A 16,812-nucleotide genomic window follows, 5' to 3' on the forward strand; every position below is an offset into this window, starting at 1 on the left:
AACTAAAAGGGCCAGCAGACTAGCACAGAACACCTGGCTGTGATCAGCCCGCACCGCCGCCCGCCCATACCTATCTACCGCCGCCGTTTGCCACCCTCGCGCCATGCTGGTGATCCACTTCATCACCAGGGGGCTGTGCCAATGAGCACACCAGACCACGCGCCTTTCAAGGCCATAGAACACCATTTGCTGGAGATCGACCCAACGCTGCGCACGCGCCTCCCACGCCCTGTCGCGCTGCCCGCCCCCTTGTTGGCGCTGGAAACGCTCAACGCCACCCTCCAGCAGGCCAACACCGACTGGCTCGCCAAGGCCCGCGCCCTGTATCAACAGCCCGACTTGAACAGCGCCTTGCAGCACCTGGACGACATCACCGGCATCGACGGCCAGGGCCGCAAAACCTTCATGGCCTTCACCGCGGGCAGCACCGCCGTGGAGCACGAGGCCCGCCTGAACGTCGCCGACGGCCTGCTGGCGCCCTCGGATCAACAAATGGTCGAAGACACACGCCTGGGCCCCGGCCTGCGCCCGGGGCTGTATGCGCTGACCTTCACGTATCAGGAACAACAGGTGGAATTTGCCGGCGCGTTCGTACTCACGCGCAAGGCCAGCCCGATAATCAGCGAGCTTACCGGCGGCGAAGACGTTGGCGCAGTCTTGCTGTTCACCCCCTCCCGGGGGCTGGAGGCGTTTGCCTCGCTGGCCGAACTGGACCAGGCCCTGCTCGCGGCCATGACGCAGCCAGCCGGGCACCGGGAATTTATCCGCCACCTACCCGTGCGCTATCAGGCGCTGGATGTGGCAGGGATCTGGCCGCTGGAACTGCAACCGATCGACGCCGAACCGCTGTTTGAACACACCTGGAATGCAGTGCTCGACAAACGTCGCCAGGACGTAGAAGACGCCGTGCGCGGCGATGTACAACAGCGCACCCAGCGCCTGGACCAGGCCCTGGCCGACTCGCTGCCCGACCTCACCCCGCGCCTGGACCTGCGCGCCCAACGCCTGCTGGAACTGAACCTCTACCACAGCCTGCCCGACTGGTATCGCAGCGCCTCGGCCGCGCATCAACACACGCTGAACCAGCACGTGCAGCACTACAACGCCGCCCGCCAGGCCTTTCTCGACCTGCTCGGCCCCGCCGCCACACCGGCCACCCTGGCGCATGCGCACCTGGTGGAGCGGCTGGCCGAAACCCTGGACATCCACGACCTGGACCCCGCCCAACTGACCGTCACCACCCAACGCTCAGCCCCCAATGTGGGCACCTACGCGCAGCGCCAGAGCCTGGTGGAACTGAGCCTGCGCGGCCTGCACACCGACGATGAAAAACCCGGTTCGACGTTCCTGCAACACACCCGCCTCACCTATGCCGCCGCGCCGCTAGGCCCTGCGCATGCCGCCCTTACCCCGGCCAGCGTGCTGACGCTGTTGCACGACCTGCAACCGCGCCTGGACTTTGCCCGGGTGCAAAAAGCCTGGCCAGACACGCGCCAGGCCGCCCGTGCCATGCTCGATCAACGGCTGGTGATGCTGGCCTTCATCGCCAGGCTGCAAGGGCACCTGAGCGAAGCCGATCATCAGTTGTTCGAGCACCTGCGTGAACACCCGCAACCCCACCTGTGTGCCCAGAGCGTTTCGCTGCACGGCGCGCAATTGCGCGACCTCTGGCTGCTGCGCGAGGAAGACGCCGGGGGCCAAGTCAAACGCCTGCTCCTGTGCACCCCGCAATCGCCCCGCGGCCGCTCATTCACCGCCTTCACCAGCGTGCGCGAATGCCAGACCCACCTCATCGGCTGGGCTGACGACCCCCAGCGCTACGCGGGGCGCACCATGAGCGATTACTTGCTCGAACAGCTCCCGCTGCGCTTTCGTCCCAGCATGGCCACCCTGCTGCAGTCGCTGGGGTTCAAGCCCGACGCGGGCGAACACCTGGACGTGACCTTCGGCAAACCGTGCAACCACACCGAATGCCTCGACGCGATGGCCTCGCATTTGCTCGACGGGCAACAGGTGGACGACTACGAACACGGCACGCCGCTCTGGTATCGCTCGGCGTCGTCGGCGGACCGCACGCGCCTGACCACCTTGAGCAACCATGCCGCCGGTGCCCTGCACAGCTACAACGACCGGCCGGACGCCGAAGCGCGTTTCCCGACATTCGACGCCTACCTGCATGATCAGGCCCGGCTCAGCCTCAACGCCCTGCTGGGCCGACGTAGCGCCGATATCGACCCCGACAGCGTTTTTGCCTACGCCGCCAAACCGTTGCTGGGCAAGGGCCCGGCGCCGCTGTCCTACACGAAGCTGTACCGCGACGGCTACGAAGACGGCATCGGTTTTCTCGATGAGAAATTCTCCGCCTCCGCCACCTTTCGTGGCCCACCGGGTGTCGACCTGAGTGCGCTGACGCCACAGAAGGTCGCCCGCTCGGTCACCGGCGTGTGGATCGGCCAGCGCTACACCGACGAAGTCCGCCGACGGCTGCTCGCCGCCGACAGCCCGGGCTATACCTCACGGCGCGACGCGACCCTGGCAATCATTGGCTTGCAGATGAAGAGCGCGGCGCTGGAGGCGCGCCTGCAAGGCCATATCGCCAGCGCCGACCTGGCCTGGCTGGACCGCGCCATCGACAGCCTGCCCGACACCTCGGGCGCGGCCCGCACGACCTATGCGGTGCACCGATTGTCCATCGATGGCGACTGGGTGATCGGCTGTTACCTGTTCCGGCACGGCGATGATCCCGTGCTGCTCTACACCCCTAACGCGCCAGACGGGATCGGCTTTCGCGAGGCCCGCCTGTTCAACTACCTGGTCAAGCAAGACAACGGCCTGCAGGCCTACTTCAGCGACCGGGTCGGCGTGCAGGCCCAGGTGCGCGTCAAACAGTTTTTGATCGACGTGCAAAAAGGCCTGCCGCAGCACCTCGATCGCAGCGCGCCGAGCCCCGCCCGCTACGCCCCCCTCACCCGCCCCTTGACCGACTTGCGCCATGAGTTCTACAACATGGCCCTGCAACGCAAGATCGACGACGTGCACGCCACCACGACCCATCGCCTGCAAATGATCAGCGCCATTGTGTGGAGCTGCGTGGAATGGGTCACCGCGATCGCCACCATTCCCTTCCCAATCCTGAGCCTGAGCCTGGGCGGCTTGCTGGCGTTCAAGGACGCCATGCTCGCGCTCAGCGCCTACCAGCAGGGCGACAAAAACGCGGCCCTGCAACACTTCATCGGCTACCTGGCGAACCTGGGCGGCGCCCTGTTGTTTGACCTGCGCCCGGCCCTCGTCGGGCCGTTCAATACCTTGTCGCCGGTGCGCCCGCTGCTCAAAAGCGCGAAAAACACCGCCGACACCGCGCCGCTCCTTCAACTGCACGCCACCCCGCCCCACGCCTGGCAGCCGGTGATATTCGAAGGCCGCACGCTGTGGACAACCCCGGCACCGGATGCCCTGGGCAGGCACTTGCTCTACCGCCAAGACTTGGCCAGCGGGCAAATGCTGTCCACAGGCCGCCTGGTGAACCAGAACGCCCAAGGCCACTGGGTACGCTCGGGGCTCGCCGGTGGCGGGCGCGACAGTTACCAGGTGCTCACAGAAGAGGTCGACGACGCGCTGGCGGCCTACGAAATACCGGCCACGCACAGCAAGAATTTTCGCGCCGTACTCGACCCGACCTTCAAGCAAAAGCTGACCCAAGACTGGGAAGTGGGCGTCGTAGACGTTTTCCAGGACAACGCCATACGGCAATTGCGCCCCCTGCACGACGCGTACACCGCCCAGGTGGAGAAGCTGACCCAGGACGCCGCCGCGTTTTTCAATGCCCCGCCACCGCTGCCGGTTCGGCCACCGCTGCCGCACATCGACGTACATGCCCGGCCTGGCGAGGTGTTCACCGCTCTGCGCGGCCAGGGCAAGCCACTGATCGTCGGCGCGCAAAATGCCTCCATCGCCAGCAAGCAATTGTTGATCGAAAACATGCAGACCCTCGCCGACCTGGGCTACAAGCGCCTGTACCTGGAGAACCTGCCCGTCGACCTGTTTGCCAAAACCTTGAAAATCATCAACCGCGAGGCCGAAGGCAACCTCACCGTGGCCTTGCAACGCATCGAAAAACACTTTGCCAACGTCGACCATGCGCTGGGCTACGCGCCCGACGCCCCGTTCACGTTTCGCCAGCTGGTACTGCAGGCCCACCGGCACAACGTGGCCATCGACGGGTTGGATGTCACCGCCTCCTACCACATGGAACACCTGCTGGAGCTGAGCGACGGCGAACGTTTTATCCCGCGCAACAGCCGCTTGAGAAACTTCTACTCCCATAAAATGATCGAGCGCAACGCGGCCAAGCACACGGATGCGGGCTGGATGGCGCTGGTGGAAAAAGACCGCGTGGGCACCTATGAACGCATCCCTGGCCTGGCCGACCTGCAAAACGCCCAGGCGTTGCGCGTCGAAGATGTGACGCCCGAGCAACCGCAGGGCATCTGGCCCGACACACTCGCCGCCAGCCAGTCGCGAGGGCACTACACACTCGCCATGGCCACCCGCTCCCAGGCCCGCCCCCAACCCGGCACCGCCCCGGTGGCGGCAGCGGCTCACTTTGACGAGTTCGACATGCCCGCCGCCTTGCGCAGCCATGCCCGGCAACTGACGTACTCGCACCGAGGCCTGGACACCCGCTATTCACTGCGGTACGGCGACCCGCGCAATAACGCGTTTATCGAGTTCGTGCGTATTCGTCAGCGCTTACAAGAGCGCGCCGCCGCATTTTTTAACACCTACACGGCCACTCCGCGCCCGCCACTGCACGCACTGACCACCCTCAGCGACGAGGTGGTGTTCATCGAGTGGCTTTACCGGCAAAAAACCGGGCTGGTGGTGGGCGAGGCGCACAGTGCGCAGTCGAGCAAACAGTTCCTGATCAACCACATGAAGCTGTTGAAAAAACAAGGGGTCAAAACCCTCTACATCGAGCACCTGCTCACCGACCTGCATCAGCGCGAGCTGGATCTTTTCCATGACACGCTGAACATGCCAGGCGAACTCAAGGACTACCTCAAGCGCCAGGACCGTGGCCAGATGTTCGATTATCAAGGGCCCAATACCTACACCAACGTGGTCAAGGCGGCCAACAAGTACGGGATTCGGGTCCGGGCGCTGGACTGCACGGCCAGCTATCACGTCAAGGGCCTACGCGCCGATACCCCGCGCAACACGTTGTTCAGTTACTTCGCCAATCAGGTGATCAAGGCCGACCAGGCCGCCTACGGGCCGCACAAATGGGTGGCCTTTGTGGGCAGCAGCCACACCGACCTCAACATGCGAGTGCCCGGCCTTGTGCAGCTACAGGACGCCGCCAGCCTGCATGTGCGCGATGCAGCCGCCTCCAGTGGCCGCAAGCTCAGGGTGGGCGGCTGGGAAGTCGATGAATTCAATCACCCGGCCCTGCGCAGCGACTTTGTCCTTGAAGTAGGCGTGAGCGGTCGACGGGCGATCCCGCCTCCAACCTCGCCAAGCCGCGCGCGGTTGACCACCAAAGGGTTCTTCTTGATCGAACGCCCGTCTTCGGCCGAGACGAACCTGGTGCACCGGTCCAACAGCGGAGAGATCGTGGTCACGCCGATTCAAGTCGATGACCAGGGCCAGTTCTTCATCGACCGCTGGGAGAAGATCCGCGACAAGCGTTTCATGTTTCAGTCCCAGCTGCTCGAGGCGCTCAGGGTCCAGATCCACCTGACACCGGTCCTGTAACCGTCCACCGCTACCCTGCCCGCACCGCGGGCGGGGCAGCATTGGATCCTGTCTGACAAAAGGTATTTCAGCTTCCAGGGTTGCCGCCGATATAACCCTGCACCTTTTCAGCTGGCTTCAAGAACAACACCACCCAGCACACCCATCATTTTTGCGGAGCTTTCGATGAATAGCTGGTTCGGTAACATCAGCGTCAACCTCAAACTGGGCTTGGGTTTCGGCCTGGTCTTGGTCCTCACCTCCCTTCTGGCCCTCACCGGCTGGACCAGCCTGGGCAGCCTCATCGACCGCAGTAACTGGATGAGTGACATCACCCAGCTCAATGCGTCCCTGACCAAGCTGCGCGTGGCCCGCCTGCAATACATGCTGGCCAACGGCGACGAAACCACCGCGCAAAACGTACAGACCAACCTCGACGCGTTTGCCGCACAGCAACAAAAGCTGCTGGACACCCTCAAGAGCCCGGAAAACCTCAAGTTGCTCAACGAGCAGAAGGCGATCATCGGGGCCTACCAACTGTCACTGAACAAAATGCGCGAGGCCTACCGCACCGGCAACGCCGCCCGCCAGACCATGACCGACCGCGCCCACGCGGCCGCGCAGGTGATTGATGCCCTGGACAAAAGTGTGCGCGACATGCCCGACGGCCCCGAACGCTTCGCGCAGTTCGACGCCGTCAGCCACGCCAGGGAACAACTGCAACTGGCCCGCTATGACGTGCGCGGCTACACCGGCAACGTCAACGCCGATACCGAAACGCGTGCTTTCAAGCAGATCGAAGCCGCCATCCAGAGCCTGAATACGCTGGGCCAGGTCCTGGGCGCCAGCCAGCAAAGTGCAGTGGCCTCCTTGCAAAGCAGTTTTGGCGCCTACCGCAGCGCGGTGCAGGCCTACAAAACCGCCAACGCCAACATCGCGCAGGCCCGTCAGGAGTTGACGGTCCAAGGCACCGACATCGTCTCGCGCAGCGAAGCCCTGTACGACCTGCAACTGCAACGCCGCGACCTCGAAAGCGCCCAGGCACGCACCCTGCAATTGATCAGCACTGCGCTGGCCCTGCTGGTGGGCATCATGGCCGCCCTGGTCATCACCCGCCAGATCACCCGCCCGCTGCAACAAACCCTGGCCGTGGTGGAACGCATCGCCTCCGGCGATTTGAGCCATAACCTGCAAGTGACCCGCCGCGATGAACTGGGCGTGTTGCAACAAGGCATCCAGCGCATGGGCGCCACCCTGCGTGACCTGATCAGCGGCATTCGCGACGGCGTCACCCAGATCGCCAGCGCGGCAGAAGAACTCTCGGCCGTCACCGAACAGACCAGCGCCGGGGTCAACAGCCAGAAAGTCGAAACCGACCAGGTGGCCACCGCCATGCACGAGATGACCGCCACCGTGCAGGAAGTGGCGCGCAATGCCGAACAAGCCTCCCAGGCCGCCGCTGCCGCCGACGGCGAAGCCCGCGCCGGTGACAAGGTGGTGGCCGAAGCCATCGCCCAGATCGAACGCCTGGCAAACGAAGTGGCCCGCTCCACCGACGCCATGGCGCACCTGCAACAAGAGAGCCACAAGATCGGCAGCGTGATGGACGTGATCAAGGCCGTGGCCGAGCAGACCAACCTGCTTGCGCTCAACGCGGCCATCGAAGCGGCACGCGCCGGTGAAGCCGGACGCGGGTTCGCGGTGGTCGCCGACGAAGTGCGCGGTTTGGCCCAGCGCACTCAGAAGTCCACCGAGGAAATCGAAGAACTGGTGGCCGGCTTGCAGAGCGGCACCCAGCAGGTGGCCCAGGTGATGAACAACAGCCGCAGCCTCACCGACAGCAGCGTGGAGCTTACGCGCAAGGCTGGGGTGTCCCTGGAAAACATCACCCGCACGGTGTCCAATATCCAGTCGATGAACCAGCAGATCGCCGCCGCGGCCGACCAGCAAAGTGCGGTGGCCGAAGAAATCAGCCGCAGCATCGTCAACGTGCGCGACGTGTCGGAACAGACCGCCACCGCCAGCCACGAAACCGCCAGGTCGAGCGTGGAACTGGCGCGCCTGGGCGGCCAGTTGCAACAGATGGTCAGCCACTTTCGGGTGTAAAACGCGGCTAAAAAACCGCCTGATCCTGGCGGTTTTTTAGCGCCCCTGAAAACGCCTTAGCCCGCCAGGTCCTCGACAAACACCAAGCGGTTTCCCGACGGATCGCTGAGGCTCATTTCCCGCGTGCCCCAGGCCGTTTCTTCAAGCCCGGGCTTGGCGTAGCGGTAGTCCTTGGCGAGCAGTCGTTGCTGGTAATCGGCCAGCCCGACCGCCTGGATACGCACCGCGGCGCCGGGCGAACCGTCGCCGTGATGCTCGGACACGTGCAACACGCACTCGCCCAGGGACAGTTGCAGGTACAGCGGAAAGTTGGCCTCGAAGCGGTGTTGCCAATCGACCTTGAAGCCGAGGAAGTCCACGTAGAACTCCAGGGTCTTGGCTTCATTGAAGCTGCGCAGGATGGGCGTGACGTGACCTAGCTGCATGGCGGACTCCTTGTCTGAAGGTGGCCATGATAAGGGCCACCTGTGGATAAATGACAGCCCTCACACCCCGCCAAACCCCTTGCGCAAATCCCCGTTGCGCGCCAGAAACCGCCCCGGCCGCTCACCGTTCGCCTGCCCGTCACGGTAGCTCAGCACGCCGTTGACCCACACCGCGTCAATCCCTTCGGCCGCGCGTTGGGGGTCCTTGAAGTCGGCGACATCACGCACCCGCGCAGGGTCGAACAACACCAGGTCCGCCCAATGCCCTTCGCGGATCTCGCCACGCCCGGCCAGCCCGAAACGCGCCGCCGACAAGCCGGTCATCTTGTGCACGGCGGTGTGCAGCGGGAACAGCCCGACGTCACGGCTGAAATGCCCCAGCACCCGGGGAAATGCGCCCCACAAACGCGGGTGGGGGAACGGGTCTTCGGGCAGCCCGTCCGACCCCACCATCGACAGCGGGTGCGCCAGGATGCGCCGCACGTCCGCTTCGTCCATGCCGTAATACACCGCCCCCGCCGGTTGCAGGCGACGGGCCGCGTCCATCAGCGAAACGTCCCACTCGGCGGCGATGTCCTGCAAATCGCGCCCGCCCATTTGCGGGTGCGGCGTGGACCAGGTGATGGTGATGCGAAAGGCGTCGGTGACTTGCTTGAGGTCCAGCGTGGAAGAACTGGCTGCGTACGGGTAGCAATCGCAGCCCACCGGATGGCTCTTCGCCGCCTGCTCCAGGGACGCGAGCAAGTGCGGGCTGCGCCCCCAGTTACCGGCCCCGGCGCATTTGAGGTGCGAAATGATGACCGGCACGCGGGCGTGTCGGCCGATCTGGAATGCCTCGTCCATGGCGTGCAGCACCGGCTCGAATTCGCTGCGCAAATGAGTGGTGTACACCGCGCCAAACGCCGTGAGTTCTTCGCTCAGTTGCAGCACTTCATCGGTTTCGGCGCTGAATGCGCTGGCGTATGCCAGGCCTGTGGATAAGCCGAGGGCGCCGTGTTCCAGGCTTTCACGCAATTGCTCGCGCATCGCGGTGATCTCGCACGCAGTGGCGGTGCGGTGCAGGTCTTCCATGTGGTTACTGCGCAGCGCCGTGTGGCCGATCAGCGCCGCCACGTTCACCGCAGGCCGGGCGTCGTCCACGGCGGCGCGGTAATCGCAAAAACGGGGGTAGGCGAAGGCTTCGGCAGTGCCCAGCAGGTTCATCGGGTCCGGCGGGTTGCCGCGCAGGTTGACCGGCGAGGCGCTGATGCCGCAGTTGCCGACGATCACCGTGGTCACGCCCTGGCTGAGCTTGGGCAGCATCTGTGGATAACGGATCACTACCGTGTCGTCGTGGGTGTGCACATCGATAAACCCCGGCGCCAGCACCCGCCCGGCCGCGTCGATCAGGTGCTCGGCGCGGGCTGTGGACAAGTCGCCGATCTTCTCGATACGCCCCTCGCTCACCCCCACATCGGCGAGGTAGCCGGGTGTGTTGCTGCCGTCGATGACCAGGGCGTTGCGGATCAGCGTGTGGAACGTCATGTCAGTCTCCCAGCGGCAGGGCATCGGCGCCGCCGCGATAATCGTCCAGGGCCAGCTTGATCCTTCGCAGGCGCTCCTGGTTGTCGTCCGGGCTGGCCAGGGCCAGTTCGGTGGCGAGCAGGTCGATGGCCAGCAGCATTCCGTACCGCGCCGCCGTTGGCTTGTAGATAAAACTGGTTTCGGCCGGTTGCAGCGCCAGCACCACGTCTGCCAGCTGCGCCAGTGGCGAGTCGGCCAGGGTGATGGCGATGACGCGGGCGTCGTAGCCGCGAGCCAGGGCCACGGCGTCAAGCAATTCGGGGGTGATGCCGGTGAGCGAGCACACGATCAGCGCCTGCTCCGGGCCCAGGGTGGCCGCCGTGACGCGCATCATCACCGGGTCGTGACAGGCCGCAATCGGGTAGCCCAGGCGCACCAGGCGCACCTGCAACTCGTCACTGCACAGGCTCGACGGACCGCCCATACCGAACGCGTGGATCATGCGGGCCTGGCCCAGCAGCTTGACCGCGTCGGCAAAACAGCGCTGATCAAAGCCCGACAGGTGCTGGCGCAAGGTCGTCTCGATGTCGCCCAGGATCTGCCGGTGAAACGCCGACTGTTCAGGCAACCCGCCCGGGTCGAGAAACCGGCTGCCCACGCCGCTGGCCTGCGCCAGTTGCAGGCGCAGGTCGCGCAGGTCGCGGCAACCCACGCTGCGGGCGAACCGCGACAGGGTGGCGGTGCTCACTTCGGCCCGCTGGGACAACGCCTCCAGGCTGGCCGACGCGGCAAAGCCCACGTCGTCGAGCATCAGCTTGGCGATACGCCCTTCGCCGGCGCTGAACGAGCCCTGGCGGGCGCGGATCTGGTAGAGGATGTCCATGAACACTCCGGTTACAAAAGGCAGGACAGACCGTAGGTCAGACCGAACGCCACCAGAGAAATCAACGTCTCCAGTACGGTCCAGGTCTTGAAGGTCTGGATCACCGTCATATTGAAGTATTCCTTGATCAGCCAGAAGCCGCCGTCATTGACGTGGGAAAAGATCACCGAACCCGCCCCAGTGGCCAGCACCAGCAATTCCGGGTGTGGATAACCCAGGCCCATGGCCACGGGCGCCACCACCCCCGAGGCAGTGGTCATTGCCACGGTGGCGGAGCCGGTGGCGATGCGCATCAGCGCGGCGAACAACCAGCCCATCACCAAGGGCGACAGGTGAAAAGCATGGGCCAGGCTCAGGATCTCGTTGGTCACCCCGGCGTCCACCAGAATGCGGTTGAGGCCGCCACCTGCGCCCACCAGCAAGGTGATGCTGGCGGTCGGCGCCAGGCATTCGTTGGTGAACTTGAGGATCGACTCGCGGTTAAACCCTTGCGCCAGGCCCAGCGTCCAGAAGCTCACCAGCGTGGCCAGCAATAGGGCGATCACCGAGTTGCCGATAAACAGCAGGAACTGGTTGAACGCCGTGCCGGGCGTGGCGATCAGGTTGGCCCAGCCGCCGATCATCATCAGCACCACCGGTAACAGAATGGTGCCCATGGTCAACGCGAAGCTGGGCAGGCGGGTGCGCGGTTCACGGTCGATGAACTGGCGCTCCAGCGGGTTTTCGGCTGGCAGGTGAATGTGCGGCACGATGAACTTGGCGTACACCGGGCCGGCGATGATGGCGGTGGGGATACCGATCAGAATCGCGTACAGCACGGTCTGCCCCACCGAGGCGTTATACGCCAGCACCGCCATCATCGCCGCCGGGTGCGGCGGCACCAGCGCATGCACCACCGACAACCCGGCGACCATGGGCAGGCCGACCATCAGGATCGACACCCCCACCCGCCGGGCCACGGTAAACGCGATGGGCACCAGCAATACAAACCCGACCTCGAAAAACAGCGGCAACCCCACCAGGAACGCAATGCACACCATCGCCCAGTGCGCGTTGCGCTCGCCAAAACGGGCAATCAAGGTACGCGCCACCTGCTCGGCGCCGCCCGACTCGGCCATCATCTTGCCCAGCATGGTGCCCAGCGCCACCACCAGGGCAATGTGCCCCAGGGTCTTGCCCACGCCCGCCTCGTAGGACCCCATGATGGTGTCCGCGGGCATCCCGGCCATCAGCGCAAGGCCAATGGACACCAGGGTGATGACGATGAACGGGTTGAGCCGGTAACGTGCGATCAGCACGATCAATGCAATGATGGCGATGGCGGCGTACGCCAACAGCCAGAACCCCGGTGATGTTGCCATGCGGTACTCCTCAAAAAGGGTCACGTCGCGTTATAGGTGAAACTCATAAATCATTACCGAGGGTATTTTTCAATTTTTATGAAAGTAACTTTCGCCCACAGGCAAGCGCTGTCGCTCAGGGATATGCCCGTGCGTCGCGCATGAAAATCCGGGGGGCGTTCTTACATGAAATTTGTGCAGGGCCGGAAACTAGAAACGACAGCTCCAGTCTTAAAAACCGGACGACACACCGTCTGACCCCCAACCAGGAAAAATCACCATGAATCGTCTATCCCTGCTTGTTCCTTTCGCCGCCAGCGCCCTGCTCCTGGGCGTGTGCGGCACCGCGTCGGCCGAGGACAGCCCGGCGCTGAAGAAATGCCTGGATGGCGCCAGCACCAACGCCGCGATGGTGGCGTGCAACGCCACCGAAGCCAAGATCCAGGACGCCCGCCTGAACAAGGCCTACCAGGCCGCGATCAAAATCCAGCAAGGCAAGCAGAAGGACCAACTGCAGGACGTGCAGCGGCTGTGGATCAAATACCGCGACGCCAACTGCGGCTTCATGGGCTCGGCCACCGGTGGCAGCATCGACCAGGTCAACGGTATCAGCTGCGTGCTCAGCATGACCCAGACCCGCGCCGACGAACTGGAAAGCCTGTTGCCGCTCTGATCAGTCGTGCTGCACCCGGGCGCGCTTGAGCAGTTTTTTGCAGCGCTCCGACAAATGCAGCACGCGCAGGTGCTTGCCGGCCTTGGCGTAACGCTCGCGCAGGGTCATCAAGGCGGCAATCGCCGAATAATCGACAAAACTCAGGTGACGACAGTCCAGCGTCACTTGGGCCGGGTCGTTAGCCGGGTCGAAGCGGTTGAGAAACGGCGTGGTCGAGGCGAAAAACAACGTGCCGTGAGCCCGGTACAATTTGCTGCCATCGGCTTCCAGGTGCTCATCGGCGTACAGCTCGCGCGCCTGTTGCCAGGCAAAATTGAGCGCGGCAATCACGATGCCGCAGAGCACCGCCGTGGCCAGGTCGGTGAACACCGTGATCACCGTCACCGCCACAATCACCAGCACATCGTTGAGCGGCACCTTGTTGATCACCCGCAAGGAGGCCCACGCGAACGTTTGCTGCGACACCACAAACATCACCCCCACCAGCGCCGCCAGCGGGATCCGCTCGATCAAGGGTGACAAAAACAGAATGAACAGCAGGATCAACACCCCCGCCACCACCCCGGACAACCGCCCGCGCCCGCCGGAACTGAGGTTGATCACGGTCTGCCCGATCATCGCGCAGCCGCCCATGCCGCCAAACAGGCCAGACACCATGTTCGCCGCGCCCAACGCCACGCTTTCGCGGTCGGGGTAGCCACGGGTTTCGGTGATTTCGTCGGTGAGGTTCAGGGTCAGCAGGGTTTCCAGCAAGCCGACCATCGCCATCAAAAAGGCATAGGGCGCGATGATGTGCAGCGTGTCCAGGGTGAAGGGCACCTGCGGCAGCGCGAACGTCGGCAGGCTGCCGGCGATGTGGGCCATGTCACCCAGCGTGCGGGTGGGCAGGCCCAGCAGGTACACGGCCAGGCCCACGCCAAGGATGGCCACCAGTGCGGGCGGCACGGCGCGGGTGAGGCGCGGCAGCAGGTAGACGATGGCCATGGTCGCGACGACAAGGCCGGTCATCACGTACAGCGGCGTGCCGCTCAGCCAGGTGTCGCCGCTTTTGAAGTGTTCCAGTTGCGCCAGCGCAATGATGATCGCCAGGCCGTTGACGAAGCCGAGCATCACCGGGTGCGGCACCATGCGCACCAGCTTGCCCAAGCGCAGTAGGCCGAAGGCGACCATGATCAGCCCGCCCAGCAGCACCGTGGCCAGCAAGTACTGCACACCGTGTTGCACCACCAGCGCGACGATCACCACCGCCATCGAACCCGCCGCACCCGACACCATGCCCGGCCGCCCGCCGAACAGGGCGGTGAGGGTGCAAATAATGAACGCGCCGTACAGGCCCATCAGCGGGTTGAGGTGGGCCACCAGGGCGAAGGCGATGCACTCGGGCAGCAAGGCAAACGACGTGGTGAGGCCGGCCAGGGTGTCGGCGCGCAGACGGGTGAGGTTCATCGAAGTACCGGGGAATTGCGAGGATAAGGCGGGGGATGGTACGAAAATGCGCGAGGGGGGGCCAGTAGGGGCTGCGCTATTGCAGGTCAGCCTGCCCCCACCCGTGAGCGTATTCGCGGCTCAACAGCTGTGGGAGCGGGCTGGCCCGCGATCATTTCAACGCGGTTTCAAGCGCGCCTTACACCATCTCGTGGCGGATCCACTCCACCACACTGGTGCGCTGGGGCGCCCATCCCAATTGCTCGCGAGCATGCTTGCCGCGTACCCGGCTGTTGGAGCCCAGGCCGTAGTTGGCCATTTCATAGCCCCACTCGGCTTCGGCGTCGGCCAGCGGCCAGTCCTGCGGTGCGTCCAGGTTCAGTGCCTGGGCAATCGCGGTGGTCATGTCCACAAACGCCGCTTCACCGCTTTCGACGAAATAGAAGGTGCCCGGCACGTTCTTTTCAAGGGCCAGCAGGTACAGGGCCACCACGTCTTCAATGTGTACGTTGGACCAGATGTTTTGCCCCGGGCCCACGTGCCGCACCACGCCGCTCTTGCGCGCCTGCTTGAGCAGACGCGGCAATTGCACGCTGTCGCGCTTCACGCCCAGGCTGTGGCCGTAGATCAGCGTGTTGCAGATCACCGCCGAATTCACACCCTCCTGGCCAGCCGCCAGAATCAGGTTGTCGATGGCCACGCGGGCGGCCTTGTCCACGGTTGGCTCGGGCAGGTTGTCTTCGAAGTAGATGACGTCACTGCCTTTACCGCCGGACGCATCGCCAACGATGCTCGAACCGCTGGTGTGCAAAAACACCTTGTTGGAACCGCGCAAGGCCGCCAGCAGGGTTTCGACGGCGCCCCGGTGGTCGCTGCTCGCCGCGTTGATCACCGCATCGGCCTGCCGGGCCTGCTCGCTGAGCACGGCGCTGTCGTCCAGGGTGCCGATCACCGGGGTGATGCCCAGTGCCGTCATTTCCTGGGCCTGTTCGGCGCTGCGCACCAGGCCGGTGACGCGGTGGCCTGCTTTGACCAGGCCCGTGGCAATGGAGCCGCCGATAAAACCGGCGGCGCCGGTAACGAATACGTGCATGAAAGTCGCTCCTGAATGGGTAAGTGATGGGCCCAGTATTGCGGACACCTGCCCGCTGAATAAGCCCGTCTTGCCCAATTCACTCTTGCGCCGGGATCACGAATCAGCAGGCATACCGCGCCAATTTGTGCTGGATGAAATCCAGGAAGCACTGGATGCGCAGCGCCAGCTGGGAGTTGCGGTAAAACACCGCGTGGATCGGCTGGCGGTAACCGCTGTTGAACGTTTCGAGAATCGGCACCAGACGCCCGGCGTCCATGTCGGCAATCGTCATGAAGTTCGACAGGCAGGCAATCCCCTGCCCCTCCAGCGCCAGGTGGCGCACGGTTTCCCCGCTGGACGCGGCGATGCTTGGCTGGATCAGCCAGCGGTCGCCTTCCACATGGCGCAGCGGCCAATGGTTGAGGGTGTCGGTCTGGGAAAACCCCAGCAGCGTGTGGCCCGCCAACTCGGCTACCGTGGCCGGGGTGCCGTGCTGCTTGAGGTAGTCGGGGCTGGCGAGGATGTGCAGCGGCGTGCAGCCCAAGGCGCGGGCGTGCAGCGTGGAGTCGGCCAGCGTGCCGATACGGATGGCAATGTCGGTGCTCTGCTCCAGCAGGTCGATGATCAGGTCGTCGCTGTTGAGCTCCAGCTGGATGTCGGGGTACAACCGGCGAAACTCGGCGATGTGCGGCACGATCCCGTGCAGCATGAACGGCACGGCTGCGTTGATGCGCAAGCGGCCTGCCGGGTTTTTCTGGCGGGACGACAGGCGCTCTTCCAGCTCCTCCATCTGCTCCAGAATCACCTTGGCCTGGCCGAAGAAATACTTGCCCTCTTCGGTCAGGTCCATGCGCCTTGTGGTGCGGTTGATCAGCGTGGTGTCGAGCTTGGCCTCCAGGCGCGACAGCGTGCGACTGACCGCCGAGGGGGTCTGGCCCAGTTGCTCGGCGGCGGCGGAAATCGAGCCGCATTCGATCACGCAGACAAACACCTGTAGCTCATCGGATCGGGCTTTCACACACAGTCCTCTCTCGTGGGGGTCGCGCAAGCTTACACCGAGAGCTGGAACACCTGCGCCAGGTGCTGCTCATAACGCGCCACATCGGCTTCGATGGCCGGGCGCTTCATCACGTCCACACACAGGAAGGTGGGCAGCGCGGTCATCCCCAGAAACGCGTTGGCCTTGTGGAACGGGAAGTACACGGCGTCCACGCCCTTGGCTTCAAAGAAGTCGGCCGGGTCGTCGAACGCTTGCTGCGGGGCGTTCCAGGTCAGCGACAACATGTACTGCTTGCCCTGGATCAGCCCGCCGCTGCCGTAGGTTTGTGACGCATCGGAGCGGGTCCGGCCATCGCTGGCGTAGAGGCTGCCGTGGCCTTCGGTGAAGACTTCGTCGATGTACTTCTTGACGATCCACGGGGCGCCCATCCACCAGCCGGGCATCTGGTACACGATCACATCGGCCCACAGAAACTTGGCGACTTCTTCGGCCACGTCATACCCCTGGTCGATGTGGGTGACTTTGACGTCCACGCCGCCACGGTCCAGCACCGCCACGGCCGCCTCGTGCAGGGTGGCGTTGTAGCGACCGTCGGAATGGGCAAATTGTTTGGCGCCGTTGAGCAGCAGGACTTTTTTCATGGGCAGGG

The 16,812-nt window shown here is 64.3% G+C and carries 11 protein-coding genes and 1 pseudogene; 4 read left to right on the forward strand and 8 right to left on the reverse strand.

Going from position 1 to position 16,812, the window contains the following annotated elements; all coding sequences use genetic code 11:
- The first annotated feature begins 141 nt into the window (after positions 1-141).
- From ACW9H9_RS12850 to ACW9H9_RS12860, 3 genes and pseudogenes are all read left to right on the forward strand, one after another.
- Positions 142-5,754: a dermonecrotic toxin domain-containing protein gene (locus ACW9H9_RS12850; protein ID WP_457343575.1), complete on the forward strand. Its 5,613-nt coding sequence runs from the start codon at positions 142-144 to the stop codon at positions 5,752-5,754.
- A gap of 300 nt (positions 5,755-6,054) precedes the next feature.
- Positions 6,055-6,936 (forward strand): annotated as a pseudogene (locus ACW9H9_RS12855) (methyl-accepting chemotaxis protein); the annotation flags it as partial.
- A gap of 198 nt (positions 6,937-7,134) precedes the next feature.
- Positions 7,135-7,839, forward strand: coding sequence for a methyl-accepting chemotaxis protein (locus tag ACW9H9_RS12860; RefSeq protein ID WP_457343601.1), 705 nt, complete (start codon positions 7,135-7,137; stop codon positions 7,837-7,839).
- A 56-nt stretch (positions 7,840-7,895) separates the two neighbouring features.
- Here the strand turns inward: ACW9H9_RS12860 and ACW9H9_RS12865 are convergent, their stop codons facing one another.
- Genes ACW9H9_RS12865 through ACW9H9_RS12880 form a run of 4 tightly spaced genes read right to left on the reverse strand, consistent with a single transcriptional unit; the run spans position 7,896 to position 12,011 of the window.
- The gene (locus ACW9H9_RS12865; RefSeq protein WP_457343576.1) at positions 7,896-8,264 is read right to left on the reverse strand and encodes a glyoxalase superfamily protein; all 369 of its coding nucleotides are present in this window, start codon (positions 8,262-8,264) and stop codon (positions 7,896-7,898) included.
- A 60-nt stretch (positions 8,265-8,324) separates the two neighbouring features.
- Complete coding sequence (locus ACW9H9_RS12870) at positions 8,325-9,788, reverse strand: N-acyl-D-amino-acid deacylase family protein (protein WP_457343577.1); 1,464 nt, start codon at positions 9,786-9,788, stop codon at positions 8,325-8,327.
- Between the two features lies 1 nt (position 9,789).
- Positions 9,790-10,650 carry a MurR/RpiR family transcriptional regulator gene (locus tag ACW9H9_RS12875; protein WP_457343578.1) on the reverse strand — a complete coding sequence of 287 codons (861 nt, stop codon included), beginning with the start codon at positions 10,648-10,650 and terminating at the stop codon, positions 9,790-9,792.
- 11 nt (positions 10,651-10,661) lie between these two features.
- Complete coding sequence (locus ACW9H9_RS12880; protein ID WP_457343579.1) at positions 10,662-12,011, reverse strand: GntT/GntP/DsdX family permease; 1,350 nt, start codon at positions 12,009-12,011, stop codon at positions 10,662-10,664.
- A 259-nt stretch (positions 12,012-12,270) separates the two neighbouring features.
- Here ACW9H9_RS12880 and ACW9H9_RS12885 point away from each other — a divergent pair, with 259 nt between their 5' ends.
- On the forward strand, positions 12,271-12,663 hold the full coding sequence (locus ACW9H9_RS12885; protein ID WP_457343580.1) for a lysozyme inhibitor LprI family protein: 393 nt from the start codon (positions 12,271-12,273) through the stop codon (positions 12,661-12,663).
- Here ACW9H9_RS12885 and ACW9H9_RS12890 read toward each other — a convergent pair whose 3' ends face one another.
- The 4 genes from ACW9H9_RS12890 to ACW9H9_RS12905 form a co-directional block, all read right to left on the reverse strand.
- On the reverse strand, positions 12,664-14,109 hold the full coding sequence (locus ACW9H9_RS12890; RefSeq protein ID WP_457343581.1) for a SulP family inorganic anion transporter: 1,446 nt from the start codon (positions 14,107-14,109) through the stop codon (positions 12,664-12,666).
- Between the two features lie 178 nt (positions 14,110-14,287).
- Positions 14,288-15,181, reverse strand: a complete 894-nt coding sequence (locus ACW9H9_RS12895; RefSeq protein ID WP_457343582.1) for an NAD-dependent epimerase/dehydratase family protein — start codon at positions 15,179-15,181, stop codon at positions 14,288-14,290.
- A 103-nt stretch (positions 15,182-15,284) separates the two neighbouring features.
- On the reverse strand, positions 15,285-16,181 hold the full coding sequence (locus ACW9H9_RS12900; RefSeq protein WP_457343583.1) for a LysR substrate-binding domain-containing protein: 897 nt from the start codon (positions 16,179-16,181) through the stop codon (positions 15,285-15,287).
- A gap of 32 nt (positions 16,182-16,213) precedes the next feature.
- Positions 16,214-16,804 carry an NAD(P)H-dependent oxidoreductase gene (locus ACW9H9_RS12905; protein ID WP_457343584.1) on the reverse strand — a complete coding sequence of 197 codons (591 nt, stop codon included), beginning with the start codon at positions 16,802-16,804 and terminating at the stop codon, positions 16,214-16,216.
- Positions 16,805-16,812: the final 8 nt, after the last annotated feature.

The organism is Pseudomonas sp. SDO5215_S409, from assembly GCF_054071325.1.

Excerpts from the sequence above, each read along its gene's own strand:
- ACW9H9_RS12850 (WP_457343575.1), top strand. The coding sequence starts at position 142 with ATGAGCACACCAGACCACGCGCCTTTCAAGGCCATAGAACACCATTTG.
- ACW9H9_RS12860 (WP_457343601.1), top strand. The coding sequence starts at position 7,135 with ATGACCGCCACCGTGCAGGAAGTGGCGCGCAATGCCGAACAAGCCTCC.
- ACW9H9_RS12865 (WP_457343576.1), bottom strand. The coding sequence starts at position 8,264 with ATGCAGCTAGGTCACGTCACGCCCATCCTGCGCAGCTTCAATGAAGCC.
- ACW9H9_RS12870 (WP_457343577.1), bottom strand. The coding sequence starts at position 9,788 with ATGACGTTCCACACGCTGATCCGCAACGCCCTGGTCATCGACGGCAGC.
- ACW9H9_RS12875 (WP_457343578.1), bottom strand. The coding sequence starts at position 10,650 with ATGGACATCCTCTACCAGATCCGCGCCCGCCAGGGCTCGTTCAGCGCC.
- ACW9H9_RS12880 (WP_457343579.1), bottom strand. The coding sequence starts at position 12,011 with ATGGCAACATCACCGGGGTTCTGGCTGTTGGCGTACGCCGCCATCGCC.
- ACW9H9_RS12885 (WP_457343580.1), top strand. The coding sequence starts at position 12,271 with ATGAATCGTCTATCCCTGCTTGTTCCTTTCGCCGCCAGCGCCCTGCTC.
- ACW9H9_RS12890 (WP_457343581.1), bottom strand. The coding sequence starts at position 14,109 with ATGAACCTCACCCGTCTGCGCGCCGACACCCTGGCCGGCCTCACCACG.
- ACW9H9_RS12895 (WP_457343582.1), bottom strand. The coding sequence starts at position 15,181 with ATGCACGTATTCGTTACCGGCGCCGCCGGTTTTATCGGCGGCTCCATT.
- ACW9H9_RS12905 (WP_457343584.1), bottom strand. The coding sequence starts at position 16,804 with ATGAAAAAAGTCCTGCTGCTCAACGGCGCCAAACAATTTGCCCATTCC.